The 22,932-nt window shown below is 68.1% G+C and carries 23 protein-coding genes; 10 read left to right on the forward strand and 13 right to left on the reverse strand.

The features are described from left to right. Positions 1–40: 40 nt before the first annotated feature. Positions 41–1,234: a hypothetical protein gene (locus HUA74_RS27955; RefSeq protein ID WP_174456989.1), complete on the forward strand. Its 1,194-nt coding sequence runs from the start codon at positions 41–43 to the stop codon at positions 1,232–1,234. A gap of 20 nt (positions 1,235–1,254) precedes the next feature. Here HUA74_RS27955 and HUA74_RS27960 read toward each other — a convergent pair whose 3' ends face one another. Next, complete coding sequence (locus HUA74_RS27960) at positions 1,255–2,361, reverse strand: hypothetical protein (RefSeq protein WP_174456990.1); 1,107 nt, start codon at positions 2,359–2,361, stop codon at positions 1,255–1,257. A 288-nt stretch (positions 2,362–2,649) separates the two neighbouring features. On the opposite strand from HUA74_RS27960, the gene HUA74_RS27965 reads away from it, so the two are divergent. After that, positions 2,650–3,336 (forward strand): LysM peptidoglycan-binding domain-containing protein, encoded by a 687-nt coding sequence (locus tag HUA74_RS27965; RefSeq protein ID WP_174456991.1) that lies wholly within the window; start codon positions 2,650–2,652, stop codon positions 3,334–3,336. 86 nt (positions 3,337–3,422) lie between these two features. Here HUA74_RS27965 and HUA74_RS27970 read toward each other — a convergent pair whose 3' ends face one another. After that, a complete protein-coding gene (locus HUA74_RS27970) occupies positions 3,423–4,298 on the reverse strand; it encodes a LysR family transcriptional regulator (RefSeq protein ID WP_141647318.1) in 876 nt (291 codons plus the stop codon). 110 nt (positions 4,299–4,408) lie between these two features. Between HUA74_RS27970 and HUA74_RS27975 the strand changes: the two genes are divergently transcribed. Both HUA74_RS27975 and HUA74_RS27980 read left to right on the forward strand, forming a co-directional pair. Then, the gene (locus tag HUA74_RS27975; RefSeq protein ID WP_174456992.1) at positions 4,409–4,708 is read left to right on the forward strand and encodes a YiaA/YiaB family inner membrane protein; all 300 of its coding nucleotides are present in this window, start codon (positions 4,409–4,411) and stop codon (positions 4,706–4,708) included. A 52-nt stretch (positions 4,709–4,760) separates the two neighbouring features. Then, positions 4,761–5,462 carry an ATP-grasp domain-containing protein gene (locus HUA74_RS27980; protein WP_174456993.1) on the forward strand — a complete coding sequence of 234 codons (702 nt, stop codon included), beginning with the start codon at positions 4,761–4,763 and terminating at the stop codon, positions 5,460–5,462. Positions 5,463–5,470: 8 nt separating this feature from the next. Here the strand turns inward: HUA74_RS27980 and HUA74_RS27985 are convergent, their stop codons facing one another. The 5 genes from HUA74_RS27985 to HUA74_RS28005 all read right to left on the reverse strand — a co-directional run bounded on the left by HUA74_RS27985 (position 5,471) and on the right by HUA74_RS28005 (position 10,811). After that, positions 5,471–6,247: a hypothetical protein gene (locus tag HUA74_RS27985; RefSeq protein WP_174456994.1), complete on the reverse strand. Its 777-nt coding sequence runs from the start codon at positions 6,245–6,247 to the stop codon at positions 5,471–5,473. A 10-nt stretch (positions 6,248–6,257) separates the two neighbouring features. Next, positions 6,258–6,704 carry a hypothetical protein gene (locus HUA74_RS27990; RefSeq protein WP_371817316.1) on the reverse strand — a complete coding sequence of 149 codons (447 nt, stop codon included), beginning with the start codon at positions 6,702–6,704 and terminating at the stop codon, positions 6,258–6,260. 221 nt (positions 6,705–6,925) lie between these two features. Then, a complete protein-coding gene (locus HUA74_RS27995) occupies positions 6,926–8,554 on the reverse strand; it encodes a DUF4419 domain-containing protein (RefSeq protein WP_174456995.1) in 1,629 nt (542 codons plus the stop codon). A 147-nt stretch (positions 8,555–8,701) separates the two neighbouring features. Further along, positions 8,702–9,514, reverse strand: a complete 813-nt coding sequence (locus tag HUA74_RS28000; protein ID WP_174456996.1) for a Sir2 family NAD-dependent protein deacetylase — start codon at positions 9,512–9,514, stop codon at positions 8,702–8,704. A 76-nt stretch (positions 9,515–9,590) separates the two neighbouring features. Next, positions 9,591–10,811: a metallophosphoesterase gene (locus HUA74_RS28005; RefSeq protein ID WP_174456997.1), complete on the reverse strand. Its 1,221-nt coding sequence runs from the start codon at positions 10,809–10,811 to the stop codon at positions 9,591–9,593. Positions 10,812–10,932: 121 nt separating this feature from the next. On the opposite strand from HUA74_RS28005, the gene HUA74_RS28010 reads away from it, so the two are divergent. The 3 genes from HUA74_RS28010 (at position 10,933) to HUA74_RS28020 (ending at position 12,876) form a co-directional block, all read left to right on the forward strand. Then, complete coding sequence (locus HUA74_RS28010; protein ID WP_141647311.1) at positions 10,933–11,376, forward strand: cytochrome c oxidase assembly factor Coa1 family protein; 444 nt, start codon at positions 10,933–10,935, stop codon at positions 11,374–11,376. Positions 11,377–11,412: 36 nt separating this feature from the next. Next, positions 11,413–11,946: a hypothetical protein gene (locus HUA74_RS28015; RefSeq protein ID WP_174456998.1), complete on the forward strand. Its 534-nt coding sequence runs from the start codon at positions 11,413–11,415 to the stop codon at positions 11,944–11,946. Positions 11,947–12,078: 132 nt separating this feature from the next. Continuing rightward, complete coding sequence (locus tag HUA74_RS28020) at positions 12,079–12,876, forward strand: TIGR00266 family protein (RefSeq protein ID WP_141647309.1); 798 nt, start codon at positions 12,079–12,081, stop codon at positions 12,874–12,876. Between the two features lie 77 nt (positions 12,877–12,953). Here HUA74_RS28020 and HUA74_RS28025 read toward each other — a convergent pair whose 3' ends face one another. The 4 genes from HUA74_RS28025 to HUA74_RS28040 form a co-directional block, all read right to left on the reverse strand. Next, a complete protein-coding gene (locus HUA74_RS28025; RefSeq protein ID WP_174456999.1) occupies positions 12,954–15,344 on the reverse strand; it encodes an MYXO-CTERM sorting domain-containing protein in 2,391 nt (796 codons plus the stop codon). 63 nt (positions 15,345–15,407) lie between these two features. After that, entirely contained in the window at positions 15,408–15,902 is a 495-nt protein-coding gene (locus HUA74_RS28030) for a hypothetical protein (protein ID WP_174457000.1), read from the reverse strand. A gap of 13 nt (positions 15,903–15,915) precedes the next feature. Then, on the reverse strand, positions 15,916–16,419 hold the full coding sequence (locus HUA74_RS28035) for a cupin domain-containing protein (RefSeq protein ID WP_174457001.1): 504 nt from the start codon (positions 16,417–16,419) through the stop codon (positions 15,916–15,918). Positions 16,420–16,435: 16 nt separating this feature from the next. After that, positions 16,436–17,215, reverse strand: a complete 780-nt coding sequence (locus HUA74_RS28040; RefSeq protein ID WP_174457002.1) for a class I SAM-dependent methyltransferase — start codon at positions 17,213–17,215, stop codon at positions 16,436–16,438. A gap of 107 nt (positions 17,216–17,322) precedes the next feature. On the opposite strand from HUA74_RS28040, the gene HUA74_RS28045 reads away from it, so the two are divergent. The 3 genes from HUA74_RS28045 (at position 17,323) to HUA74_RS28055 (ending at position 21,092) form a co-directional block, all read left to right on the forward strand. After that, the gene (locus HUA74_RS28045) at positions 17,323–18,621 is read left to right on the forward strand and encodes a citrate synthase (RefSeq protein WP_174457003.1); all 1,299 of its coding nucleotides are present in this window, start codon (positions 17,323–17,325) and stop codon (positions 18,619–18,621) included. 386 nt (positions 18,622–19,007) lie between these two features. Continuing rightward, positions 19,008–19,277 carry a hypothetical protein gene (locus HUA74_RS28050; protein ID WP_174457004.1) on the forward strand — a complete coding sequence of 90 codons (270 nt, stop codon included), beginning with the start codon at positions 19,008–19,010 and terminating at the stop codon, positions 19,275–19,277. Between the two features lie 1,518 nt (positions 19,278–20,795). Next, entirely contained in the window at positions 20,796–21,092 is a 297-nt protein-coding gene (locus HUA74_RS28055) for a hypothetical protein (RefSeq protein WP_174457005.1), read from the forward strand. A 108-nt stretch (positions 21,093–21,200) separates the two neighbouring features. Here HUA74_RS28055 and ychF read toward each other — a convergent pair whose 3' ends face one another. Both ychF and atpF read right to left on the reverse strand, forming a co-directional pair. Continuing rightward, positions 21,201–22,310: a redox-regulated ATPase YchF gene (gene ychF, locus HUA74_RS28060; RefSeq protein WP_174457006.1), complete on the reverse strand. Its 1,110-nt coding sequence runs from the start codon at positions 22,308–22,310 to the stop codon at positions 21,201–21,203. A 45-nt stretch (positions 22,311–22,355) separates the two neighbouring features. After that, positions 22,356–22,907: a F0F1 ATP synthase subunit B gene (gene atpF / locus HUA74_RS28065; protein WP_141647850.1), complete on the reverse strand. Its 552-nt coding sequence runs from the start codon at positions 22,905–22,907 to the stop codon at positions 22,356–22,358. Positions 22,908–22,932 lie beyond the last annotated feature (25 nt).

The following is a 22,932-nucleotide window of genomic DNA, read 5'->3' on the forward strand; positions in this document are numbered from 1 at the left end:
GGTCAGAGCCCTTTTCGGGCCACGGATGGGCAGACGCGCGATGCATGGACGACAAGCGGCACTGGTGGTGATGCTGGCGGGGCTCTGGGCGTGCGGCGGTGAGGATGCGGTGACGAGGGAGGGCTTCGGCGGCGAGGTCGTCCAGGCGCTCTGTGCGCGGGCCGAGCGCTGCGGCGAGTACGCCCACGCGAGCGCCTGCGAGCAGGACATGCGCGGCTGGGGCCGTGACGTCTTCCTGGGGCTCGGCATCCGCTACGACGAGTCCCTGCGCTCCGGCCAGCTGCGCTTCGACGAGGGCGCGGCCCGGCGCTGTCTGGACTCCATCCGTGGAGGCAGTTGTGACAAGCCCGCGCTGTCGCAAGACGCGTGGCAGTTCGGCGTCGAGTACGACGCGGCCTGTCCGGTGCTCGTGGCGCCCGAGTCACCGACGGACTGTCGGAGCAACGTCGACTGTGGCGGGCAGGGGTACTGCGGCCACACGTCGGCGAACGGCTGCGAGGGCGTGTGCGAGGCGCGGGCCTCGGAGGGAGCCTCCGCCACCCTGCCCTGGCACTGCGCGCCCGGACTCGTGCTCCAGGGCTCGCCCGCCCGCTGCGAGCGGCCCCTGGAAGAAGACGCCCCCTGCGTCGCCCAGCAGGGAGGAACCACCTACTCCCTGCCGTGCGCGGAGGGGCTCTGGTGCGACTCGAACGGCTACAAGACGTGCAAGCGCGTGGGTGCGCAGGGCGACATCTGCGAGAACCAGGGCTACTACCCTTGTGGTCCATCCCTCGTCTGCACCAACAACAAGTGCGCCCGCTACGCGAAGGAAGGCTCGGCCTGCACCGCGCCGGTCCATGACCCGAGCCTCGGGCTCCTCGTCAACGTGTGTCAACGGGAGCTCTACTGCGAAGCACTCCCCGGAGAGGCGGGGCTGTGCCGTCAGCGCCGCGCGGAGAACCAGGAGTGCCGACTCGACACCGAGTGCTCGGAGGGACTCCGGTGCAAGGGGGCTCGCTACGAGGTGGGCCTCTGGGGCGTCTGCACCAAGGCCACGGGAGCCGGAGAGGTCTGTGACCATGAGAGCCTCTCCTGTCCCATGGGCTATGCCTGCGCCCAGACCGGCTCGGACAATCGCTGCCTGCCCATCGTCCGAGAGGGAGAGGTCTGCGGTTGGCAGTCCGGCGTGTGCAACGTCAGCAACGCCTGCGAGGACCAGCGGTGCGTCTCCTTCGACGCCACGGTCTGCCGCTGAGCGGGTGACAGGCTCGCGGCTCAGGTGCCCTTCGGGGCCTGGGCCCGGGCGGACAGCTCGCGCTCCACGTACAGCCGCAGGATGTGCATGAAGTCCTGGGCGTTGGTCACCACGCCGAAGGCCTGGTGCGTGCCCCGGTCCTTCAGCTTGCTGACCACGAATTCAGACGAGTCCACGCAGATGGTGGCCAGCTCCCGCAGCGAGCCGTCCTTTTCCGTGACGAACGCGGGCAACATGTTGCCGGTGGCGATGGCATGCAGCGCGGTGGCGACCATCACCGCCATGGTGGCCTTCACCGCGTGACGGCGCATGGCGTCCTGTCCCGCCACGTTGTCCGTCACCACGTCCGGCAGCGGACCGTCATCACGGATGGAGCCCGTCAGGACGAAGGGCACCTGGTGCGTGACACACGCGTGCATGATGCCGTTGGTAATCACGCCCGCCTCCACCGCCTTCGCGATGGAGCCCGCCGCGCGCACCTTGTTGATGGCGCGCATGTGCAGACCGTGTCCTCCAGACGTGGCCTCGCCAGTGCCGCTCATGCCCAGGGTGGTGCCGAAGATGGACGCCTCGATGTCATGCACCGCCACGGCGTTGCCCGCGAGCAGCGCGCCCACGAAGCCGTTGTCGATGAACCACGTCATGTCCGCGCGTGCCCGCGAATGCACCAGCGCCGGCCCCGTCACCCACACCGGATAGCCGCCGCGCTCGCGCTCCTCCACCAACAGCCGCGCCATCTGCGCGTAGTCGATGGGCTTCTCGCGAGACACCTCGCTCGTCATGAACTTGAACTCACCCTCGCCGCCGCCGCCCAGGTACGCCGTATTCACATAGACGCCCTCGGAGCCGTCCTCCGCGTGCCCCACCACCACGCGCTCTCCGGCGCGGACGCGGCGGCCCTCGCGAATCCACAGCACGCCCTGCTCGTCCAGCACGAGCGCGCCGTCCATGCGCGGCTCGCGCGGCATGCGCCACTCACCGCCGAGGCGCACGTAGGTGGGCAGGTTCGTGGTGGTGAAGAAGCCCTCCGGCAACACACCGTCCGCGGGCGCTGGCTGGAAGCGCGCGTCCGGACACCGGGAGAACCGCTCGACCGCGAAGTCAGGATGGGGGATGGAGGTGCTCACGCCGGCACCATGCGCGGACCCACCCACCCGGTTCAAGAACCTTGGCGCGGCCTGGGGCCGTCCGTCCGGTAGGAGGCAGCGCGAAAACTCCTACTCCCCGAGAGAAGGACTCCGACTCCCGGTGACTCGGCCCTCGTGCAAGTGCGCGAGACTTGTTGATCTCACCGAAAGCCCGGGGGAAATACGCGCCGCCAAGCAACTCGGGGTCTCAACCTCCGAGAATAGGTGCAAGTCGTACCTGAAACTCCTCGCCCAGCCGCGAGCCCACGTCCACGGAGCCCTCGTTCCATGAGCTACCGCATCCAGTCCGGCGACACCCTGTCCGCGCTCGCCAAGCGCTACGGCACCAGCGTCGACGCCCTGCAGAAGGCGAATCCTCAAATCAAGAACGTGGACCTCATCTACGCGGGTGACACGCTCAAGCTCCCTGGCGCCACGGACGGCTTCGACGGGCCCTCGGGCCGCACGGGTCCGAACCTCACGGGCGGTGTGGACGGCCCCTCCGGCCCGACGAACTCGGGTGACGGCGTGAAGGGCCCGAAGGGCAGCCCGTTCGACATCGCGCGCTCGCACCTGAACAAGAACGCGGGCTCGTTGAAGATGGAAGGCAGCGGCGTGGGCGCGGACATGGAGGACTGGGTCCCCAACAACGTCAACTGCGCCAACTTCGTCTCCGCGTGTCTGGAGCAGGCGGGCCAGATTTCCAACAGCCAGCACGACAACAGCGTGATGGGCCTGCAGCGCAAGCTGGACGCGGACCCGAACTTCAAGCGCGTGTCCATCCAGGACGCGAAGCCCGGCGACGTGGTGTCCATGAAGGTGGGCGGCGGCGAGCACGTGGTGATGTTCGCGGGCTGGAAGGACGGCAAGCCCCAGTTCATCGGCTCCAACAACGTGAACTCGGACGGCTCGCAGCGCATCAGCTTCAGCAGCATGAGCTACCCCATCATGTCGGTTCACCAGTACCAGGGCTGAGCCGGCGCGACACAGGCCACGAGCAGTGCCCCCGGGGCTTCGCCTCCGCCAATCGAGCGGAAGCGGGGCCCCGTTTCACTTCCGGCTCACGGCTTCGGCGCGAGCGCGAGCGCGGCCTGGATGAGCGGGCTCTTCGCCGCGGACTTCCGCCAGGCGGCGTGAATGCTCCCCGAGGGCACACCGGGCAGGGGCCGCGAGACCACACCGGCCTCGCGAGGGCCACCCGGTAGCAGGGATGCGAGCAGCGAGTAGCCCAGCCCCGCCGCGACGAAGCCGAGGATGGTCTCCGACGAGTCCGCCGCGTGCAGCCGCTTCGGTCTCACGCCCGCTCGCGCCAGCTCCCCAAGTTGGAGCTCTCGCAGGTGTCGGTCCGTGCTGTACGCGATGAAGGCGTCATCCCGGAGCGACTCCAGCCGCACGCGGCGACTCTTCGCCTGGGGATGATGCGAGGGCAGCACCAGGAAGGGGTACGTCCGGCCCACCTCGCGCGCCTCCGCCTCGTCGGGAACTTCGGGCAGGTGGTCCACCACCAGGTCCGTGTCGCCGGAGCGCAGGATGTCCACGGCGGGGACCTTGGACTCGAAGAGGACGACCTCGATGTCCGGGCGCTTCGTCTGGAGTCGCCGCAGCCAGGCGGGCAGCAGGTGGCGCAGGACGTGTCCGGAGGCATGGATGCGCAGCGTGCCGCCCACCTCGCCCTTGCGAAGCGACTGCACCACCGAGTCCAGTCCCTCCAGGAACGGCGCGACGTGCGAGTACAGCGCGCGGCCCTCGGGGGTGAGGACGACGCGGTCCTTGCCCACGCGCTCGAAGAGGGCGACGCCGACCTCGGCCTCCAGGCGTTTGACCTGCTGGTGGATGCCGGGCTGGGTGATGGGATACGGGAAGGAGCTCACCGCTCGCGCGTAGCCTTCTGCACGGGCCACGCGGTAGAAGCCCTCGAGGCGCTGGAGCTGAATCATGCACTCCAGGTTATCAATCTCGCATTGATTAGTTCCATGCGCTTTACGAGCGGAAGCGGCATGTTTTCTCCACGTCAGCGAGAGTACGGCTCGTTTTTGAGGAGACCATCATGTCCCGCTCCACCCCGAAGGTCGTCGTCGCGCACAGCTCCGCCTGGGTCATCCAGACCTGGCTGTCCTTTGCCCTCTCCGTGGGTGTCACGGCCGTCGGCATCTGGAATCTGCCGATGGACCCCTGGGTGAAGTCGTTCCTGGGCATGGGCCTGCTGTTCAGCGTGGGCTCCACCTTCAGCCTGTCCAAGACGGTGCGAGACCAGCACGAGATGGAGCAACTCGGCACGCGGCTGGATGAGGCCCGGGTGGCGAAGATGCTCTCCGAGCACGACCCGATGTCGCCGCCGAAGGTTTAGCGCCTCGCGCGCCCGCCATTGGGTCCGCGCGGGATGAGGTAGCGTCACGCGCATGTTCCAGGGGCTCAGTCTGTTGATTCCAGCCAAGGCCGACCCGGAGCGCGACGCGGTCGCTCGCGCCTGGGAGACAGGGGGAGGCACGGTGCTGCGACTGGACCGCTTCTGGAGCCCGCCCGACGTCACGCCCGCGCGGACCCGCCTCTATGGCAACGACACCTTCTGTCTCGTCCTGGCGCAGAAGCTGGGCCTCACCCTCGTCTCACCGCCCGATGACTTGTTGCTGCGCGTGGACTCCGACTGGCTGGGCCGCGAGGTGCGCGGCTCCACGCTGGAGCAGGTCCTCACGGAGCCCTTCCCACGCTTCATCAAGCCGCAGGTGCCCAAGGTGTTCCGCGCGAGCGTGTGGAATGACCCGGAGTCCCTGCGGAGTGAATGCAAGGGCCTCACGCCCGAGACGCCCGTGCTGTCCTCGGAGGTCGTCACCGTGCGCGCGGAGGCCAGGGCCTGGGCACTCGACGGCCAGCTCCGCACCTGTGCGATGTACGAAGGTGAAGGGGACCTCGCGGAGGCGCGCGCATTCCTGACCACCGTGGCCAGGGAAGCGAAGCTCCCTCGCACCTGCGTGCTGGACGCGGCCTGCGTCGAGGGCCGCGGCTGGGTGCTCCTCGAAGCCAACGCCGCCTGGGGCGCTGGCCTCAACGGCTGCGATGCGAGGGAAGCCGCCCTCTGCATCGCCGAGGCCTCACACGCCTGAGCCGCGACTCAGGGCGCGCCGCGTCCCGAGCGAACGCTGGCGAGTGCATCCTCCAGCAACGGCAGCGCATTCTCCGTCCAGCCCTTCAGCCGCGCGCGGGGAGACAGCGCACGGTGGTCAGGATGAATCAGTCCCGCGACCGTTGCCTCCTCGATGAACTGCGCCTGCTGCTCCGGATTGAGCTCCTCCCAGCGCAAGCCCTTCTCCACCCCCTTGCGCCAGTCATAGCCATCTCCCGAGAGCTGCGCGGCAATCGCCGAGCTGAGGTACGCGGTGCCTCCATGCTGGTGCTGCCACACATGCACCAGCTCATGCACCAACAGCCCCAGGTCGGTGGGGCCACTCCTCGGCGGGACGAAGACGGTGTCACCATGGACGAACGCGCGCCCCGACACACCCAGGATTCCGATGGGCCCCTCCTTCACCCGCACCGCCGCGTAGTCCAGGCTCGCGCCGAAGATGGGGCGCAGCAGCTCCACCTCGAACCCCGACAGCCGGCGCCCCACGGGCTCCATCCACAGCAACACCTGCACCGCGCTCACCACACGCCCGGCCAGCATCAGGAACAGGTCCACCGGAAGCTGCGCCACGCGCCACAACCCACGGCGCAACTGGAAGCGCCCTTCACGCGGACGCGCTCGGGCATACAGGACCAGTCCACCGAAAACGCCCGTGAGCACCACGCGCAGCCCCCGCGCGACACCCCTCAAGGCGCTCACCACCCCCGTGAGCAGACCACGGCCCGCGTCCACCAGCCGCGAGGCCAGCGAGAAGCCCACGCTCATGGGATGAACCTCAGCGTCCCGCGGCGACTCGAAGCGGCTCGCTCAGCCCCAGCGCCGACTCCACCATCGAACGCATCGCCCCCGGACGCCACGGACGCGCGAGCGCGAAGTGCGTCAAGCAGGAGCCACCGAACGCCTCCGCGAGCTCCGGGCAGAAGCGCGAGGACACCAGGATGCGCGGGCCCGCGAAGTCCATCTCCACCAGCCGCGCGAGGAAGTCGTGCGCGGCGCTGCGCTCCGCCGAGTCCAGCACCACCACCACCGCCGCCGGCACCACGCCCATCTCCAGCCGCCGAATCGCCGACGCGATGCCCGTCGCGTGGATCAACCCCACCACCGGCGCCAGCTCCCGCCCCATGGCCAGCCGCAGCAACGGGGACTCGGACACCACCATCACCGAGGGCGCACCCGAGGCCCGCATGGCGCGGCGCGTCTCGTAGACCTCGACAGTACCCACCTCCCTCAAGCGAGGCGCGGGGACGGACTGGAGCAAACGCGGCTGGACGGTGGTGGCGGGGGGCACGCATTGAACAATAGCCAGGAATAGCGGAAATATCAAACTACACTTCAATTATCCGAGTAGTCCGCTCTCTGGGACTCAATGACATACCCACGGCCCCACGGCACAGACCGGGGGGCCATGGATTTATGTTCAGTGAGTCATGACCAACCCAGACATCACTTCCTGCGCTGCGGCATGGGCGCGCGCGGAGGCGGGTTCTCCCAGGGCTCCAGCTCCTCGACGAGCGTCCTCAGCACGGGCAGCTCCGTGGAGCCTCCGTGCTCCAGCGCATGGGAGAGCAATTCGGTGAGGGAGGGACCGACGACGGGGATGTCCGTCGCCGTCTGGCGGGAGCGAAGCGGCGGCGTCACCCGCTCGAGTTCCAGCATCACCTCATCCTCGGGCTGCTTTCCGGGAGGCACCGTCAGGGGCTCCAGCGCGTCCGAGCGCAGGCGCACGTAGCAGTGCGGACGACGACCGCTGCAGTAGCGCAGCGCGATCACCGTCCCATCCGGCAGGTCGACGAGGCACCGCACCGGCACGACGAAGTCTCCGTTTCCGTCAACCGGGATGTGGACCTCGGTGTGCTCGGCCGTGGAGCGCAGGCGCCAGGGCATCGTGTCCGGGAAGAGCATGGCGCGGGCGAGGTGGTCATAGAGCGCGTTCAACTCGGCGACGCCGTGGAAGGTGGAGGCCTCGGTGGCGCGAGTCACGGAGTGCTCGGCGACGATGCGCTCGATGACCTGGGACATGGAGGCGTGGGACCTCCGCACCAGCACCCCCGCGCGAGGCACCAGCGCGCCCTCCGAGTCCACCGCCACCGCGAGCACACCCGCCTCCAGGGACCACGTCTCGCTCCAGTCCGACGTGACGGCCGAGAGCTGGAGCGGAACGCAGGACAGCCCGGCGGGCGCCTCATGCAGCGCGAGGCCAGGCCCCCAATGCCAATCATTCTCATCCCCGTTCTCGACCGACTTCATCATGTCCGCGTGGGACTGCTCGAGAATGGGGTTGCGTCGGTTGAAGCGCCCGGCGTTCCCCACATACGGGAACAGTCGCGTCACCCAGCCCGACGCGCGGTCCCAGCCATACGCCCGACGAGGCTTGTACAGCTCCGACCAGAGCTCGCGGTCCGGGTGGCCTTCCGAGGTGCGCACGAACTCATCGACAATCGGGATGAGCGACGAGGTCCACCAGCCCAGGTCGAACTCGGCGAGGACGTCGATGCGGCGGCGGATGGCCCGCCAGTCCTCCGGAGTTCCAAGCAGGGTGATGCGAGGGATTCCACACATGACGGTGATGGCGAAGTCGAAGTACGGGGACATCGCGTCCATCAACACCACGTCCCCCGCCATGCGCTCCACGTCGGTGCTGGTGGAGAAGTCACACGACAGGAGCCGGGGGAGTCCCGGCCCCAGCTCCTCGCGGAGCAGCTCACGGAAGGACGTGAGGGTGGCGCCGAACTCCTCCTCGGTCCGGGGCGCGGCGGAGACTCCCACCGTCAGCGTCCGTCGGCCCGAGTGTCGGACGAGCCGGCCTCGCAGCGTCTCGGAGTGCAGGCGGATGTGGTGGGCGAACCCCTGGGCCAGGGTGAGCCACACCACGTCCGGGGACAACACCAGGGGGCGATGCTCGGCGAAGGCGATGTGGACGGCGGCGAGCAGCGGGTGCACCCCCTCGGGGTCCACCACCCGGGTGTCCGCGGCCGGCGCCAGCCACAGCGCCTCACCCACCAGGCTCCCCAGGGGTACGGTCTCCAGGGGCGTCACAGCCTCTTCGACGGAATCCACTGCGAAGGTCGTCATCGGTACGTCCCCTCGTCACGGTGTGTGGAATGAAGCCGCCAGCCGACGCCGGCTTTCACGCCCACCTGACAGGACGCTCGGCACGCCACGGGTTGAGATACAGCAGCGTATCCCCGCCGCAAGCAGCGCGGGGCCCGTGCCGTGAACTCAACCCCGCAGGGAACGGACGAGCTCGGGGAGCAGCTCCTCGGCCCGCCCCGTCACCGCCTGGATTCCCTGGGGCGGGGCCACGCCTGAGGGGTCGATGCTGAACATCGGAGTGAGGCGCTTCAGCGCGAGGGCGCGGATGCTCTCCGTCACGCCCACCGAGAACGACGTCCCGATGAAGATGACCAGCCGACTGTGTCGCGCCAGTTCGTACACCCGCTCGATTTCGTACCCGAGGTGCTCCGAGTAGTACTCGTCGAACCACAGGATGTGAGGTCGCACGCGACTGCGGCAGCTCGGGCAGCGCGGCACCGTCTCGGCGCTCGGGCTCGCGTGGAACGCACTGAAGTCGAGCGTCTCCAACGGAATGGTGCCGGTGGGCGGCCCCAGCTCGCAGCCACGGGCGGAACACCGCGCCAGCTGAAGGCTCCCATGCACCTTCACCAACGCCTGACTCCCGGCCTGCTCATGCAGTGAGTCGACATTCTGCGTGACGACGGTGAAGCCGCCCCCCTGCCCCGTCTGCCAGCGCTCCCAGTCCACCAGGGCCGCGTGCGCCGCGTTCGGCTTCGCCTTCCGGGCCAGTTCGAGGCGCTGGAGGTACATCTTCCAGGACTCGTGCGGGAACAGCTTGAAGTAGGCGCGGGTCCCCTTCTGCGTCACCTCGTTCGCCCACACCGCGCCCGGGTCCGTGCCCCGGAACGTGGGGATGCCACTGGCCAGGCTGATGCCGGCCCCCGTGACGACGAGCACGGACTCGGCGGCCACGCCGCGAGCCGTGGTGAGGAGTTCATCGAAGCCCAAGGTCGTCATGAAAACACCTCCACACGGGCGGACGGACGCATCCCGGTGAGCATGACACGCCGCCGCCGACTCCAGGTTACAAAAGCTACTGTGCTGCCGGAACCAGCGTCAGCTCCGCGATTTCGGGAGAGGGTCCCAGCCGCAGGGGCGGCCCCCAGTAGCCTGTGCCCCGGTGCGTGTACACGCGCACGCCGGAGACGGTGGCGAGCCCCCGCACCACGGGCTGCTGCAGCTTGATGAAGAACATGAACGGGAACACCTGTCCGCCATGCGTGTGTCCGGACAACTGCAGGTCCACGCGCACACCGGCCTGAGCCACTCGCAGCGCCGAGCGCGGCTGATGCGCCAGCAACACCACCGGCACGCCTTCGGGAGCCCCGGCGAGCGCCGCGCCTGGACGACTCTCGTGCGAGGGAACGATGTGCCCCGCGTCGTGGTCCGTCACGCCCGCAACGACGAGCCGTGCCCCATCGCGCTCCACCACGCGGTGCGTGTTGCGCAGCACCGTGAGCCCCAACCGAGCCACCTCCGCCTCCCACGCGGGGCCTCCGTGGTAGTACTCGTGATTGCCCGTCACGTAGAACACGCCGAGCGACGCGCGCAGCTCCTCCAGCGGGCGCACCTCCTCGCGCAGCTCCTCCACCCCACCGTCGACCAGGTCTCCCGTCACGGCGATGATGTCTGGGTTCAGCGCGTTCACCTGCTCCACCACGCGCCGCAGCCACCGTCCATCCAGCGTGGGCCCCACGTGGACGTCGGAGATCTGCACCACTCGCAGGCCGCCCAGCCCCGGCTGGAGCCCCTTCACCGGCACCGTCAGTCGCTCCACCGTCGCCTTGCCGCGCGCCGTGACGAACGCGAACACCACCGCCGGCACCGTCACCGCGCCCACGACGCCAGCCTTCCACCGGGCCAGCGCCGGCGCATCCGTCACCACGCCCGTCCACCCCAGCACCACGCCCACGACGTCCGCCGTCACCACCGCGCTGAGCAGGATGCCGAAGCTCCCCAGCCACAGGTACGACGTCCACTGCAACACGCGCCGGGCTGTCGATGGCTCGCCCCGGCCGCCCAGCACGCCGGCCGGTATCGACACGAACAGCAGCACCATCAGCACCACGCCCAGGACGCCCCAGGGTGACGGCCACGCCGGGCTCACGAACAACCGCACCGCGAGGTACGCGTGCAGCCCGCCCATCAGCGTGAGGATGCCGCCCAGGGACATCAGCCAGCGCAACACCCGCCTGGGCGTCGCACGCGACTCCCGCCGTGACTCTCGCTCCACGCTCTCCGACAGCTCCGCCACGGCCAGGACCTCCGAACAGGGTGAATCGCACCCGGTGGGGAGGCGGAGCATAATGGCCGCCTCCGTCGCCTGCCCGGCAACCCGCGCGACCGCCCGTTAGTGAGGGGACCCGGAGATCCTCATGCGCCCGCACCGCCTCGACAGTCCCTGGCAGAGCTGGATGGTGGCGGCCGCGCTCGTGCTCGGCGGACTCGGATGCTTCGCTGGCGGTGTGGCCTGGGTCTCCCGCTCGCTCTTCCAGGGCATCGAGCAGGAGCTGCGCCGCAATGACGTCCACCGCCTGGCGCTGCGCACCGCGGAGTCCAGCCCGCTCGCCACCGGGCGACTGGGCACCCCGCTGACGAGCAGCTTCCTCACCCTGCGAGCCCACGGCTCCACGCCCGACGAGGGGCTCGTGGACTTCGACCTCACCGTCCAGGGCCCGCTCGGCCGGGGCGTCCTCGAGGCCCAGGTGGCCTACGCGACGGACCGCTGGACGCTGCGCAAGCTGGTGCTGCGCCCCGAGCGTGGAGATTCCGTGGAGCTCCCCGCCGGAGGCAGCACGCCCGCCCTGCCTGCGGACTGAGCACACGGGGTGTCCCCACGACCTACCTTGAGTCGCATGAAGACCCCGCGCCTCCTTGCCTTCGGCCTGCTCGCCTGTGGCTCCGCCCTGGCCGCGCCAGCAGCGCCCTCCTCCCTCAACCTCAAGACCCAGGACCGCTCCGTCACGGTCGGCGTCACCGACGACAACCTCTCCGGCCCGGACATCCAGCTCTCCTTCGACGACGATGCCGACGCCGTGCGCGGCCAGGCGTTCGGCCGCCCCGTCAACCTCACCCTGGAGAACGACACCATCCGCGGCACCTACGGCCAGGGTCCCGTGAACGTCAAGGTGACGGACACGAATGACACCCTCGATGCCGTGGGGACCTTCGGCGGCAAGCTCACCAACTTCCAGGTGAGTCCCCAGCAAATCACCGGCACGGTGGGCGCGTGCAGCTACGAGCTGCTCATCACCCGCCCCCACCGCTACGAGGGCGCGCGCACCTGCGGCACCAAGCTGGACAGGAGCGTCTCGCTGACCATTCCTCCGTCGCTCGCGGACGAGGATGAAGAGCTCGTCACCGCGCTCTCCATCCTGCTGGCGCAGTAGCAGCGCGAGCCCTCCGTCTTTCACGCATCGACAAACCCGTGAGGCCGGGACGCGTTCCCGTGTGCTCGCGGGTTGAGCCATGCAACGGGGCGGCTATGGTGCGCCGTCCCTTTACGACGACGGAGCGATTCCATGGCGCAGATGCACGAGGTCGACTTCCACATCTACGGCGACGACCTGCAGTTCGTGGAGGTGGAGCTGGACCCGCAGGAAGCGGCGGTGGCCGAGGCCGGCACCCTCATGTACATGGAGGACGGCATCGAGATGGAAACCATCTTCGGTGACGGCTCGGAGAAGAAGAGCGGCTTTCTGGGCTCGCTGCTCGGCGCGGGCAAGCGGCTGCTGACGGGCGAGTCCCTCTTCACCACCGTCTTCCTCAACCGGGGTGGCGGCAAGCGCAAGGTGGCCTTCGCGGCGCCCTATCCCGGCAAAATCATTCCGGTGAACCTGCGCGAACTGGGCGGAGAGCTGATTGCACAGAAGGACAGCTTCCTCGCGGCGGCGAAGGGCGTGTCGCTGGGCATCGCCTTCCAGAAGAAGCTGGGCACCGGCCTGTTCGGCGGCGAGGGCTTCATCATGCAGCGGCTCCAGGGCGACGGCCTCGCCTTCATCCACGCGGGAGGCACGCTGCGCGAGCGCACGCTGGGCCCCGGCGAATTGCTGCGCGTGGACACCGGCTGCATCGTCGCGTTCCAACCCACCGTGGACTACGACATCCAGATGGTGAGCGGCATCAAGACGGCCTTCTTCGGCGGCGAGGGACTCTTCTTCGCCACGCTGCGAGGGCCCGGCAAGGTGTGGCTCCAGTCCCTGCCCTTCAGCCGGCTCGCGGGCCGCATCCTCTCCGCCGCGCGTCCGGGTGGCGCGCGCGACGAGGGCAGCGTGCTCGGTGGTGTCGGCCTGGGCTCACTGCTCGGGAGCGACGACTAGGCTTTCGCGTCGCCCGCGGAGTCAACCGGTGGCGAGGCACGGCGCGCCTCGCCACTGTGGTTGGGAAGCAGGCTCCGTCACGGGCCCCGACGCCTGCGCATCAAGGTGGCCACACCCACCAGCAGGACCCACGCACCCGCCGCGCCCACGGGAGACGCGCCGCAGCCGCCGCAGCCCACGTTCAACGCGGTGGGTCCACGCACCTCGAAGCCCGTGTTCGGGGACCGGGGGCCCGGCGTTCCCGACTCGCCGTTGACCGAGTACGCCGACACGGCATGCGCCCCCATGGAGAGCGCGCTGTCCGCGGGCACGACGTGACGGAACGTGCCCGTCGAGTCCGCGACGACGGTGACCACGAGGACCCCATCCACCTCGAGTGACACGGAAGCACCGGCCTGCGCGACACCGGCGAACAGGGGCGTCGAGTCCACCAACTCACCCTCGGCGGGCACCACCAGCACGGGCGTCTCACGAGTGACCACGGCGCCACCATCTCCCGAACCCGCGTCCGGGCCCGGCGTCCCCGAGTCCACGGTTCCCGAATCTCCAGCGTCCGGCACCGTCGTGCCCGCGTCCTCGTCCTCCATGACGACCTCGAAGACGGTGTTGGGAGAAGTGGGCCCGGTGTCGTCATTGTTGTGCCCATGAGCGTTGACCCGGTGCGGGCCCGGAGTCAGCGGCGCGTCGTCGGGAATCTGGTAGCGGAAGCGGCCCAAGGAGTCCGTGGGGACGATGACCTCGTCGCGGTTGTCCACGTACAGGCCTACCGTCAGCGCATCGGGCGCCACGCCCGCGATGTAGGGCGTGGGGCCCGTCACCTCGCCATCCTCGGGCACGACGATGATGGGCTGGGAAATCACGGGGGCGGCGGCGACGGTGAAGCTCGAGGCCCCGGGTCTGCTGTACGCGCCCAGGCCCTCGGAGATGGCGGAGACCGTGTGAGCGCCACCAGACAGGGCGGGCAGCGGCTCGTCCACCTCGGTGAAGAAGCTTCCATCGGTGCTCGACGTCACCTGGGCCAACTCAACGCCATCCACGGAGATGATGATGCGCAAGCCCGGGTCCGCCACGCCCTCGATGCGCGGCCGCGCGGAGACATCCACTGCATTCGCGGTCGGCAGGGTGATGGTCGGCGTGGCGGGCGTGGCATACGAATAGGTGTACAGCGTCACGGAACCGCCGCCTCCAACGCCCGCGCCATGCGTGGGGCCATGCGCGCCGGCGCTGGCGGACGTCACCCCCGCGGCGCCTCCCGAAGACCCCACGCCGCACGATAGCGGCGTGCCATTCAGCAGCACGTAGCCACCCGAACCACCCCCTCCTGGCCCGAGCTGGAAGGACGTCGCGAGCACGTTGCCGCCGCTCCCGCCTCGCACATCGAGTTGACCGCAGTTCAACGCGCCAGAGGTCCGCACGATGATGGAGCCACCCGCGCCTCCACCTCCGGCGCCGTCCTCGCCACCCGCCGCCAACGCGTTCACGCCCGTGGCGGAGATGCGGCCCGTTCCCGAAACGTTGGCCGCGCGGAGGAACACCGCGCCTCCGCCCGCGCCTCCCGCGCTCCCCACGCCGTTGTCGCCCTCACCCGCGCCACCACCGCCGCCGAAGAGGAAAGCCTCCACAATCGAGTAGTCCATCCGCGAGCCGCCCAGGCCGCCCACGTCACGCGAGCCATCCAAGAAGGAGGAACGTCCGCCCGTTCCGCCAAAGCCCCGGTGCCCACCGCCCCCACCGCCCGCGTTGTTGCAGTTGCCGCCGCCGCCGCCGTTGAGCAGGTTGCCGCGCCCGGAGGCCGAGCCGAAGCGCTCCACCACCAGGCCCTCTCCCTTGTAGGAGCCGCCCAGCGTGGTGGAGAGGTCTCCTCCCTCGCAGGCCATGCGGGAGCCATTGTTGGTGAAGGCCCCACCCCGGAAGCCCGCGCCGTCGGCGTGGATGGCGCCGTTGTTTGTCAACGTGCCCGAGGCGAGGAAGGCCAGGATGCCTCCGCTGTTCCCATCCCAGGCAGGCGCCACGAGCGAGCCGGACGCCGTCACGCTGACGGTGCTGTATTCGGGCACCGTCACGACCTGGGCGCCCGGAGAGGTATAGGTGTACATGAGCGGCGCCGTGAGCCGGAGCACGGTGGGAGTGCCGACCGTCACCAAGGACACGCGCGCCAGCTCCCAGCGCCCCACGTCCCCGGGGCTCGTCTGGCCCGTGCTGCCCGAAGGGGTGCTGGACGGGAAGCCCATCGTCTGGTGCACCATCACCAGTCCCCCCGTCGGAGGTACCGTGGAGGTCTCCACCGCGAGCGTCGAGTCACCGCGCTGTGCGCCGGTCGGCAACCGCATCGCGGTGTTGATGATGGTGCGCGCGGTGTTGACGGTGAGGGCGCCGCTGCGAGCGTTGCCGAGACCAAAGGAGTCCGGCTCGGCCAGGACGGCGGAGGACCACAGCAGCAGGAGCGGCAGGCAGGGCGCTAAACGCATGTGCCCCCCATGCTGCCTCAGAACCTGGGATTACCGCGAGAGCATGCCAGGTCGTATCTGACGTCAGTCGACCGGACGCGTCAGCGCCCGTGCGTTTCGGGGCGCGAAGAAAGGCTGGCGCACGAGGCGCGGCAGGGTGGGCTTGTCGACACACCAGAGCTGGAGGGCGTCCTCCCATTCCCCCAGCTCGGCCACCGCGCGCACATCGGCGGCGGCGCGGTAGAGGTCATTGAGGTTGTGGACGAGGACGGAGAGGTCCTCCACCTCCCAGCGCTCGGTGATTTCTCCAGCCTGGACGTGCAGCTCCAGGACGGGGCGCTCACGGACGTCCACGACCTTGAGGTTCCGCGCCGCGCCGCCCATGGCCAGGGTGAGGGGTCCCATGAGCTCGTCGGGGCGGACGCCGTAGGCGACGGAGAGGCCGCCGACGAGCAGCCCCGCGTCACACAGGCGCAGCAGGGAGACGTGGGGCGGCTCGCCACGGGGAAGCAGCTCCGTGGCGGCCTCGCGGTCCTTGAGGAGTCGCTCCCGGGTGAGCACGTCGAGCAAGGGGGACATGAGGGCGGTAAGTCTATCGCTCCTCGCCGCTCCAGTAGTCCACCTCGGCGGAGAAGGGCAGGACGGTGTACAGGGTTCGCGCGGCCTTGTCGCCACCTGGGGCGGAGCCAGCGGTGACACAGACCTTCTTCGAGTCCGGGTACACCATGACGTCCGGCTCCACCATGGTGGAGAAGGCGAGGTAGCGGAGCGTCTCGGTGCCGTCGTTGACGAGCTGGTGCGCGCCCGTGGGGCCTATGGGGAGGGCCACGTAGTCGCCGGCCTTCACGGGCAGAGACGTGTCACCCAGGCGCAGGCGGCCAGTGCCGGAGAGGATGAAGTAGGCCTCTTCGTTGGCCAGGTGGAAGTGGAGCGGGAAGGCGTGTTTGCCGGGTGCGAGCTCCATCAGGCTGCAGCCGAGCTTCTGTCCCTTCGCGGCTGCGCCGAGCTGCTTGCGCCGGTACGAGACACGAGCGCCCTGCGTGATTTCGGTCCACGGGAGCGTGGGTTCGTGGACGAGGTGGGGATGTGAGGACATGGGGTGTGCTCCAGGTTCAGGGACGCGTGGCGATGAGGGCGAAGACGCGGTGAGGGATGTCGAGCGCGGGGTGAGGGAAGCGCTCGGCGAGGAGTCGGGCGTGGGCGGCGTCGAAGCGCTCCACGGCATCCGGAGGCAGGGTGGCGCCGACCATGGCGCTGGCGCGGGAGCGGCCTCGCCAGGACTCGTGGGTGTAGGGCAGGAGCACGTCGAAGGAGAACGTCTCCAGGGGTGTGAAGCCCGCATCGCTGACGTCGCGGAGCCACTGCGGGTAGAGACCGACGCCGCAGCCGAAGCGAGCGTGGTCTGGTGGGTTGGGATTGAAGGCATCCATGAGGGCCTCGGTGGCGGCAACAGCGTTGCCGGGCATGGAGACCCAGTCCAGGTGCGCGATGACGAGCTTGCCGCCAGGGACGAGCAGGCGAGCGGCCTCTCGCGCGGCGGTGGGACGGTCGAACCAATGCCAGCACTGACCGGCTGTCACGAGGTCGAACGCGCCGGAAGGCAGGCCCGTGGCTTCGGCGGGAGCTTCGTGTGAGTCGATGGGCAGACCTGCCTCGGAGGCGAGCTGGCGTCCGGCCGCGAGCATGGACGCGGACACATCGAGCGCGATGACCGAGCAGCCGTGTCGCGCGAGCCCTCGTGCGACGGTGCCAGTGCCGGAGCCGACGTCCACGGCACGGAGTCCGGGGCGAAGGACGTTCTCTCGGGCCAGACGGGTGAAGAAGGCGTCCGGGAAACCCATGCGGTGTTTCGAGTAGTCCTCGGACGTGCGACCAAAGTCGACGACAGGCATGACAGTGCTCCTCTCGCGTCGTCCCGAGCGCCGTGTGGGCCGAAAGGCTCACATCGACACGGGGGTCGAGTCGAGTCGACAATGAATGTTCTGGAGGTTGCGGGGATATGAGTAGACGCAAGGGTGGACGCTCTCAATCTCGATTCGACCATCGACCCGAGGAGCAGCTCGTCACCGCGGTGGAGGCGGCGGCGCTCCTGGGGGTGAAGCGGGCGACGCTGTACACGTACGTGAGCCGGGGGCTCGTGCGCTGCGTGCCGGAGCCGGGGACGAAGGAGAACCGTTATGTGCGCTCGGATTTGGAGCGCCTGAAGACAAGGCATGACGCACGTGCAGGGCACGCGGCGGTGGCCTCGGGGGCGCTGCGCTGGGGTGAGCCGGTCATCGACTCATCGGTGTCACAGGTGGGCGCGGAGGGGCTGGCGTACCGGGGACACTCGGCGGTGGCGCTGGCGCTGGCGGGGCGGAGTCTCGAAGCGGTGGCGGAGTTGCTGTGGACAGGGAGGCTCCCGGAGCAGGACCCACGGTGGGCGAGCGAGGAGCCACCGTTTCCACCGTCGGAGCTGGCGAGACTGTTGCCGCGAGACACACCTCCGGTGGCGGCGCTGTCCGCACTGGTGCCACTGCTGGCGGCCAGGGATGTGGTGCGCTTCGCCGCGCCGCCCGAACAGGAGAAGGCACGAGCGAGACGATTGCTGCGTCAGTTGGCGGCATGGGTGTGCGTGGCGCATGCACCAGGGCGGGTGGTTCGGGCACTGCGGGCGGGAACGGTGGCGGAGTCACTGGCGCTGGCGTGGGACACCAAGGTGAAGCGAGCACCGGAGTTGCTCAATCGCGCGCTCGTGTTGTGCGCGGACCATGAGCTGAATGTGTCGACCTTCACGGCGCGGGTGACGGCGTCATCGGGAGCGGACCTGTACGCGTGCCTGTGCGCGGCACTGGGAGCGCTGTCGGGTCCGAGGCACGGTGGGGCGTGTGACAGGGTGGAGGCGCTGTTGACGGAGGTGGGGAAGCCAGAGCGCGCGGCGGCCGTGGTGTACGAGCGGCTGCGCCGAGGCGAGGCAGTGCCCGGCTTCGGCCACCAGCTGTACCCCGAGGGAGACCCGAGGTCCCCGCCCATCATCGAGGCGGCAAGGGAGGTACGACCGGAGGCGCCGAGAGTCAAAGTGGCAAGAGCGGTCCAGGAGGCGATGACAGAAGCGGGGCATCCAGCGCCGTCAGTGGACCTGGGACTGGTGATGCTGGCGGACGCGCTGGGCCTTCCCACGGGAGCGGCGGCGACAATCTTCGCGGTGGGACGCGCGACGGGCTGGGTCGCGCACATCCTGGAGCAAAGGGAACAAGGCCACCTGCTCCGCCCCAGGGCCCGCTATGTGCATGCTCCCCACTCCTCGACTCGAGAATGAGAACCTTCCGCATACAGGGCTGAGGCTTCGAACGATGAACGGGAATCCAATCTCCGAGGGGTGGTAGTCGTGGCCGCGCTCAAGCCGATCCTTTGGGTACTCACCATCATCTCAACAGCCCTGACGACATGGCTCCTTACCGGCATCCAAGGGGAGTGCCTTATCGATGAGGATTGTCGAGGGATGTCTGCTCAATACTGCATGGGGTGGCCAAGAGAGGCGATGCCACTCTCAAAGCCTTGGTGGGGTCGATTTCAGTCGTATCGAAGCTGCGAAATCCTCTGCGGTGATGGGCACCCAGCCTGCCCAGACGATATGGCCTGCGCTGGTTCGGCCCATGGCGCCCCACCGATCTGCATACCCAAGAAATGAGACCCCTACATATCGTGGTGGCCCTCATCATCTTCGCGGCCTGCGTGATCCTCTCGTGGCCCTACTGGATATTCATGTCCCGAACCGACACAGGCGTCCCCCGTGGCTTCTATGCCTGCGGCCCATTTGAAGAAGAGGGCACACTGCGCGTTCGGTATTGCATCGTCGGTGTCGACGGAATCATCCTGCGCGATGAGCGCTCTCCGAGCGGTCGGACTGAACGCATCTGGTACTTGAATGCGAATGGCCGGACAGAATACGCCAGAGAGGTCATCAATCCATGAGCCGATTTCGACAGGCTCAGCATTGCCCCTCCCATGTGGTACCTGCTGAGCTGGAGCAATATCCATGACATCGATTTGCGCTGGACTCGCGATTTTTGGCCTTTGCTTGCCTGTGCCAGGACATCCTGTGGACAGCGTGAAAGCCGCGGGCTGGGTGAACCAGTCAGAGGAGAAGGACACGTGAATGTCCGTACACATGCTCGCCTCGAATTCGTACCAACTCGGGGCGCTTGTCGAGGGCGACCTGAAGCGCGTGACGAGTGTGTGGCTACGGGAGTCGCGCTCGTCGGACCGTGAGAAGCCCGATTCTCCCCTGCGCCGCGCCCTCGATCAGGCCTGTGGTGGCGCGAAGGAAGGGAAGCCGTGTCGCCTCCAGGGGTACTCATTCTGGCGAATCGAGTGCGGCGGAGGATTGCTTTTGTATTCGACGGAAATGAGTCCCGATCGGCATCAACTTCAAGAGGATTGCAAACGTTTCGGTGCGCTCTTGAAGTAAACAAGTGCTCTCCGAACTATGTGGTGCCCGCTGAGCAGGGACAAAAAGGACATGCCTGTCTTGCCGCACAAATCAAAAAAGCCAATCCCGTCCAGCACAGAGGGCATCGCACCTGTACCTGCCAGAAGCGCCAAGCTTCTGCGCAACCGACCTTCCAGAGTCGTGATTGGAAGCGAGGTGACTCGTGTCGTTGACTTGGAGCCAATGGACGTCGGAGGAGAAGAACTCAGGCTCAGGATTGAAATCTGTCGGGCGATGTCAGGCACTCGGCAGTACTTCAGCCGTCTCTGGCGAATCGAACGTTATCGAATCCAGTCAACCTTTCCGCAGCAAGCTGGACGGCCAGCACATGAACCATCCGATCAAGAACTGCTACTGATCGAAGGCGACCTACCAGTCGGCAAGACCACAGGGAGGACGGCAAACGTGGTCCTTCAGGGCACGCTGCGGAAACTGAGGCTACTCCTTGACCGATAGCCTATCTCGTCCAGGTGGCTCGCCCCGCCATTTTCCGAACAAGTTGCCCATGGGGTTGAGCAGGAAGGCCATACTCATGAGAGTGAGCGCTGGGTTCGCTGTCTTGGCGGCCATCTTCCTGCAAGTCTGGTCTGAATCATCGTATTTCAGCGCCAAACCCATGCGACATCTTAAAAACATAGCAACAGCAGTCGTTGACTACAAAAGGGAAACAGGAGCATGGCCTCAGTCGCTGGAAGACCTAGCCCCGCCCAGATGCGCGGGTGACGCATGTATCCTGACGCTAGGGGTTCCCCTCGATGACTGGCGCAAAGAGCTCATGCTCACCAACGATGCTGGATGTCTCGCTGTATGGTCGTTCGGTCGCGATGGGCAGCCCAGCTCCGACGACCTGGTCGTCCGCATCCCAGAGTCGTGTCAGCCCGACAAAGAACACTGACCATCCGACAGAAACACGGCCTGTATCCCGAACAAGGATGTCGCCTTCCCGCCACCCCGCGCACTCCCAGGTTGGCCGCACGCGCGGCACGGTGGACACTGCGCCCGTGGACACACGACGCGCCTATCCTCGTTTCGCCATCGCCTCCCTCTTGGGCAACGTCGCCTTCCTCGCCTCCTGGGGTGTCCTGCTCTCACGCCCCTCCGGTTGGCTCGTGGCAGGCCCCATCCTCCTGGCCCTCTTCGTCATCCTCCGCGTGGGCGGCATGTGGCTCTACGCGCGCCAGCGGACGGAAGACAGCCCGCGCATCCGCCGCGCCGCCATCTTCACCACCCTGCTCGCCTTCGTCGGCGTCGGCCTCTGGGTCCTCACCGCCGTGCGCGGCCCCACCATCAGCTTTTGAGCCGCCCCCCAGAAACGCCTCGCGGGCGCTCCCAGAAGGCCCCAAGGCCCTCCAGAACGCGCCCGCGCGGTACATCAGCTCGCGGCTTCAGAGGGCCGCGTCAGCCCGTCACACGTTGAAGCGGAAGTGCATGCAGTCGCCGTCCTTCACGACGTACTCCTTGCCCTCCATCCGCAGCATGCCCTTCTCCTTCACCGCGGACTCACTGCCCAGCTTCACCAGGTCCTCCCAGCGCATCACCTCGGCCTTGATGAAGCCGCGCTCGAAGTCCGAGTGGATGACGCCCGCCGCCTGCGGCGCCGTGTAGCCCTTGTGAATCGTCCAGGCGCGGCACTCCTGCTCGCCCACCGTGAAGTACGTCCACAGGCCCAACAGCGTGTAGCCCGCCCGCACCACCTTGTGCAGGCCCGGCTCCGTCAGCCCCGCGCTCTCCAGGAAGCCCGGACGCTCGGCCTCGGGGAGCTGCTGGATTTCCGACTCCAGCGCCGCCGCGAGCACCACCACGCCGAAGCCCTCCTTCGCGGCCATCTCCTTCACCGCCGCGACGTGCTTGTTGGCGTCTTCCTTGCCAATCTCGCTCTCGCCGATGTTCGCCACATACAACACCGGCTTGTCCGTCAGCAGGAACAGGTCGTGGATGACGGCCTTCTCCTCCTCGGTCAGCTTCTGCGCCCGCACCGTGATGGCGGAATCCAGCCCGGCCTTCACGCGGTCCAGCAGGGCGACCTCGGCCTTGGCCTCGTCACCGGCCTTGCCGCCCATCTTCGTGTTCTTCAAGGAGCGCTCGCGGCGCTTCTCCACCGTCTCCAGGTCCTTGAGGCACAGCTCCGTGTCGACCACGTCCCGGTCCCTCACCGGATTCACCCCGCCCTCGACGTGGGTGACGTTGTCGTCCTCGAAGCAGCGCAGCACATGCAGCACCGCGTCCACCTGGCGGATGTTGCCCAGGAACTGGTTGCCCAGGCCTTCGCCCTTGGAGGCGCCGCGCACCAGGCCGGCGATGTCCACGAACTCCAGCGACGTGGGGACCTTCTTCAGCGGCTTGATGAGCTCGGAGAGCTTGTCCAGCCGCTCGTCCGGCACGGGCACCACGCCTACGTTGGGCTCGATGGTGCAGAAGGGGTAGTTGGCCGCCTGTGCGCCCGCGGCCGACAGCGCGTTGAACAGGGTGGACTTGCCCACGTTGGGCAGCCCGACGATTCCGATGGATAGCGCCATGGTGATTCCCTGGAACACGCGCGCCGGGGGGCGCGCTTCCCCGAACTAGGCCGACCGGCGGACGCCGGCGTTGCCGGAGCCGCTCAGCGGAAGGCCCTTCACGAACTGCTCGGCCAGCGCGCGGTGCTTGCTGTCGTCCATGCGCTCGCCGATGAGCTTGCCGGCCACATCCATGGCCAGGTCCACCGCCATGGCGCGGACCTCGGCGATGGCCTTCGTCTTCTGCTCGTCGATTTCACGACGCGCGCTCAGCTTCAGCTCCTCCGCCTCCTTGCGGCTCTTCGCCATCAGCTCCTCGCGGAACTTCTCCATCTCCTGCTGGTTGCGGCGCGTCTCCTCGGCGGCCTGACGGCGGGCCTCGGAGATGGCCGTCTTCTGGTCGGCCAAGAGCTTCTCCGCCTCGGCGCGCTCACGCTTGGCGCTCTCGATGGCGGCGGAAATCTGCTTCTCACGCTCCTCGACCAGCTGAAGGATGGGTCCCCACGCCTTCGCCTTCAGGACGAAGAACACGATGACGAAGGTGACGAGGGTCCAGAAGATGAGGCCCGGCTGGACGCTCACGAGGCTGCTGGCGGCGAGGACGTTGGGCAGGAACATGGTGGCGTGTCCGGCGTGAGGGAGG

This window comes from Myxococcus sp. CA051A (assembly GCF_013336705.1).
Classification (GTDB): Bacteria; Myxococcota; Myxococcia; order Myxococcales; family Myxococcaceae; genus Myxococcus; species Myxococcus llanfairpwllgwyngyllgogerychwyrndrobwllllantysiliogogogochensis.

Excerpts from the sequence above, each read along its gene's own strand:
- HUA74_RS28035 (WP_174457001.1), bottom strand. The coding sequence starts at position 16,419 with ATGTCCTCACATCCCCACCTCGTCCACGAACCCACGCTCCCGTGGACC.
- HUA74_RS28025 (WP_174456999.1), bottom strand. The coding sequence starts at position 15,344 with ATGCGTTTAGCGCCCTGCCTGCCGCTCCTGCTGCTGTGGTCCTCCGCC.
- HUA74_RS27955 (WP_174456989.1), top strand. The coding sequence starts at position 41 with ATGCATGGACGACAAGCGGCACTGGTGGTGATGCTGGCGGGGCTCTGG.
- HUA74_RS28010 (WP_141647311.1), top strand. The coding sequence starts at position 10,933 with ATGCGCCCGCACCGCCTCGACAGTCCCTGGCAGAGCTGGATGGTGGCG.
- HUA74_RS28000 (WP_174456996.1), bottom strand. The coding sequence starts at position 9,514 with ATGACGACCTTGGGCTTCGATGAACTCCTCACCACGGCTCGCGGCGTG.
- atpF (WP_141647850.1), bottom strand. The coding sequence starts at position 22,907 with ATGTTCCTGCCCAACGTCCTCGCCGCCAGCAGCCTCGTGAGCGTCCAG.
- HUA74_RS27985 (WP_174456994.1), bottom strand. The coding sequence starts at position 6,247 with ATGAGCGTGGGCTTCTCGCTGGCCTCGCGGCTGGTGGACGCGGGCCGT.
- HUA74_RS28030 (WP_174457000.1), bottom strand. The coding sequence starts at position 15,902 with ATGTCCCCCTTGCTCGACGTGCTCACCCGGGAGCGACTCCTCAAGGAC.
- HUA74_RS27965 (WP_174456991.1), top strand. The coding sequence starts at position 2,650 with ATGAGCTACCGCATCCAGTCCGGCGACACCCTGTCCGCGCTCGCCAAG.
- HUA74_RS28040 (WP_174457002.1), bottom strand. The coding sequence starts at position 17,215 with ATGCCTGTCGTCGACTTTGGTCGCACGTCCGAGGACTACTCGAAACAC.
- HUA74_RS27975 (WP_174456992.1), top strand. The coding sequence starts at position 4,409 with ATGTCCCGCTCCACCCCGAAGGTCGTCGTCGCGCACAGCTCCGCCTGG.
- HUA74_RS28045 (WP_174457003.1), top strand. The coding sequence starts at position 17,323 with ATGAGTAGACGCAAGGGTGGACGCTCTCAATCTCGATTCGACCATCGA.
- ychF (WP_174457006.1), bottom strand. The coding sequence starts at position 22,310 with ATGGCGCTATCCATCGGAATCGTCGGGCTGCCCAACGTGGGCAAGTCC.
- HUA74_RS28015 (WP_174456998.1), top strand. The coding sequence starts at position 11,413 with ATGAAGACCCCGCGCCTCCTTGCCTTCGGCCTGCTCGCCTGTGGCTCC.
- HUA74_RS27995 (WP_174456995.1), bottom strand. The coding sequence starts at position 8,554 with ATGACGACCTTCGCAGTGGATTCCGTCGAAGAGGCTGTGACGCCCCTG.
- HUA74_RS27970 (WP_141647318.1), bottom strand. The coding sequence starts at position 4,298 with ATGATTCAGCTCCAGCGCCTCGAGGGCTTCTACCGCGTGGCCCGTGCA.
- HUA74_RS27980 (WP_174456993.1), top strand. The coding sequence starts at position 4,761 with ATGTTCCAGGGGCTCAGTCTGTTGATTCCAGCCAAGGCCGACCCGGAG.
- HUA74_RS28020 (WP_141647309.1), top strand. The coding sequence starts at position 12,079 with ATGGCGCAGATGCACGAGGTCGACTTCCACATCTACGGCGACGACCTG.